This window comes from Streptomyces sp. NPDC006265, assembly GCF_040613555.1.
In the GTDB taxonomy this organism is placed as follows: domain Bacteria; phylum Actinomycetota; class Actinomycetes; order Streptomycetales; family Streptomycetaceae; genus Streptomyces.
The window spans coordinates 1-3,293 of the sequence record NZ_JBEXSH010000957.1 but is presented as its reverse complement, the minus strand read 5'-3'; the positions used below and the strand labels follow the sequence as shown (position 1 = coordinate 3,293).

General features: G+C 75.2%; 2 pseudogenes. Both read right to left on the bottom strand.

Features of this window, described 5'->3' with window-relative positions:
• Window positions 1–54 precede the first annotated feature (54 nt).
• Window positions 55–1,263, bottom strand: a pseudogene (locus tag ABZ281_RS43410) (ATP-binding cassette domain-containing protein); the annotation flags it as partial.
• 59 nt (window positions 1,264–1,322) lie between these two features.
• Window positions 1,323–3,020: pseudogene (locus tag ABZ281_RS43405) on the bottom strand (SpoIIE family protein phosphatase); the annotation flags it as partial.
• Window positions 3,021–3,293: the final 273 nt, after the last annotated feature.

The window sequence follows — 3,293 nt, the reverse complement described above, 5'->3', positions numbered from 1 at the left end:
TGGCGTCGTGCACGTACAAACCGTCCCGCAGGCTGGTCCGGCTCACCACGTTCCACTGTCGCGGGGGCGCACCGAGAGCCGTTCCATCAGAGCGGCGGCCCGGGCCCGTTCGTCGCGGGGGCCGATCCAGCGCGGTGCCGGCGGGCCTCCCGCTCGCGGGTTGGCCAGGAGGTTCTCCCGCACGGTCAGTTCGGCGAGGCAGCCCTCCCGCAGCCGGTCGCCCGGCACGAGCCCGACCCCCAGGGCGACGGCCTCCGCGACCGTGCGGGGGCGGTACGGCCGCCCGTGCAGCAGGGCCCGACCGCCCAGGAGGCGCCCGTCCCCGGCGAGGGCGCGGCCCAGGTCCGTGTGCCCGGCGCCGGAGAGGCCGACCAGGCCGAGGAGCTCCCCGGGCGCGAGCTCCAGGCCGACGGGTCCGGCCCGGGCGGTGCGCACGCCGTCGAGGGTCAGGACGGGGGGTGCGCCGGCCGGGGCCCCGGTGGGGCGGTGAGCGGCCGGCTCGTCCGCCTCGCCGACGATGTCGCGGACCAGGCGCTCGGGGCTGAGGCCGGCGAGCCGGCCATGGCTGACGACGCGGCCGTCCCGCAGGACGACGAAGGCGTCGGCGACCCGGTACACCTCGTCCAGGCGGTGGCTGACGTAGAGGAGGGCGTGTCCGCGGTCGCGCAGGTCGTGCAGGACGCGGAAGAGCCGGGCGCAGTCCGCGGCGGGCAGGCGGGCGGTCGGCTCGTCGAGGACGATGAGCCGCGCGCGTGCCGCCAGGGCCCGGGCGATCGCGACCAGTGAGCGGTCGGCCGGCGGGAGGCCGGAGACCGGCGTGTCCGGATCGAGGTGGGCGGCGACGACCCGCAGCGCCTCGACACAGCGCGCGCGGGTGCGCCGCCAGGAGATCAGCCCGGTCCGGCGTCCGTACCCGGCGGTCAGGGCGATGTTCTCCGCGACGGTCATCCACTCCACGAGACCGAGGTCCTGGTGGATGAACGACATGCTCCGGGTGGCGGTGGGACTACCGAGGGGTTCCCCGGCGACGGTGACCTGCCCCGCGTCGGCGCGGTGGACCCCGGCGAGGATCTTGATGAGCGTGGACTTCCCGGCGCCGTTGGGCCCGAGCAGCGCGAGGACGCTGCCGGGGTGGACGTCCAGATCGGCTCCGGCCAGCGCGACGGTGCCGCCGAACCGCTTGCCGAGTCCGCGGATCCGGACGAGGGGTTCCGGCCCGAAGGGTGAAGCGGCCTTCGGGGGTGTGTCGGGAACGTCGCGCACTCGATCAAATTACCTCAATTCGGGCATTCTACGGCTCGCCGCCCGGGCCGGTGGCCGCGTCAGGCCGCGTCGAGCCCGCACTCGGCCCAGATGAGCTTGCCCTCGGGCAGGTAGCGCGTGCCCCAGCTCTGCGAGAGCTGCGCCACGAGGAAGAGACCGCGTCCGCCCTCGTCCGTACTGGCGGCCCGGCGCAGGTGCGGCGCGGTGTTGCTGGCGTCGGAGACCTCGCAGATCAGGGTCCGGCCGTAGAGCAGGCGCACCCGGATGGGTTCGGCGCCGTGCCGGATGGCGTTGGTGATCAGCTCGCTGAGGATCAGCTCCGCGGCGAACGCGGTCTCGTCCAGCCCCCGGTCGGACAGCCACCGCATGGCGGACGCCCGGACCTCCCCGACGAGCGCCGGGTCGGCGGCCAGCTCCCAGGTCGCGATCCGGTCTGGATCCAGGGCGTGCACACGGGCGACGAGCAGGGCGATGTCGTCGTGCGGGTGGGCGGGTGCCACGGTGTCCAGGACCGCCTGGCAGGTCTCCTCCGGGGCCCGCTCGGGATGGGCCAGGGCCTCGCGCAATTGCTCCAGGACCACGTCGACGTCACGGTGCCGGTCCTCGATGAGCCCGTCGGTGTAGAGGACCAGCTGACTGCCCGCGGGCAGGTCCACCTCGACGGCGTCGAAGGGCAGGCCGCCGAGGCCGAGCGGGGGCCCGGCGGGGAGGTCGGGGTAGGTCACGGTGCCGTCGGGATGGACGAGCGCGGGGGGCGGGTGCCCGGCGCGGGCCATCAGGCAGCGCTGCACTGTCGGGTCGTAGACGGCGTACAGGCAGGTCGCGCCGATGACACCGGCGCCCTTGCCGTCGGGGTCGTCCCGGTCCAGACGGCCCACGAGGTTGTCCAGGTGGGTGAGGACCTCCTCCGGCGGGAAGTCGAGCTCGGCGAAACTGCGGGCGGCGGTGCGCAGCCGGCCCATGGTGGCCGCGGAGAGCATGCCATGGCCGACGACATCGCCGACGAGGAGGCCGACGCGGGCGCCGGACAGGGGAATGACGTCGTACCAGTCGCCGCCCACGTCGGACTCGGCGGGCAGGTAGCGATGGGCGACCTCGACGGCGTCCTGGTCGGGCAGGCCGTGCGGGAGGAGCCGGCGCTGGAGGGCCAGGACCATGGTGCGCTCATGGGTGTAGCGCCGGGCGTTGTCGATGGACAGGGCGGCGCGGGAGGCGAGTTCCTGCGCCAGGGAGCGGTCGTCGTCCCCGAAGGAGCCCCCGGCGCGGTAGAAGCCGGCGACGCCCAGGACGACACCGCGGGCGACCAGCGGAACGGCGATGAGGGACTGCACGTGGGCCAAGAGGCGCTCGGTGTGCTCGGGGTCCTGGGCGAGCCAGCCCGCGGCGGCGTTCAGGTCCGGCTCCAGCACCGCCTCGCCGCTGCTGAGGCAGCGCAGCTGGGGCGTGGTCGGGCCGAAGTCCATGCGCTTGCCGGGCGGCGTGAAGGGCAGGCCCTCGCGGATGCCGTGGACGACCGTGCGGCGCAGGTCGGCGAGAGGGTCGGCGGACTCCTCGCCGCGCAGCACGGCATCGGGCAGGTCGATGGTGACGAAGTCGGCCAGTCCGGGGACCGCGGTCTCGGCCAGTTCCTCCGCGGTGCGGCGCACGTCCAGGGTGGTGCCGATGCGGGTGCTGGCCTCGGACAGCAGCTCAAGACGCCGACGGGCGGCCAGCGCGTAGGCCCCGACCTGCGGCTCCCCCAGCATCACCAGCCCCCGCGCCGGGAACGCCGCGTCGGAGTGCTCACCCGCCGCGCCCGGGCCTCCACCGGCCGCGAGGACCCGGTCTGGCTCGGCGCCGCACGGGGCTCCGTCGGCCATGGGGGCAGCATCGGGCTCGGCGAGGGCACTGTCGGGTGCGGCGGGCCCGGCAGGGGCCCGGGCGCTGTGGGGTGTGGCGGGCCCAGCCTCGGCCCCGAGAACACGATAATCGCCGCCAACGTGGGCCTCACGGTCTGGCTGGGCATCCGGTTCGTCCCCCGGGGGCGGACT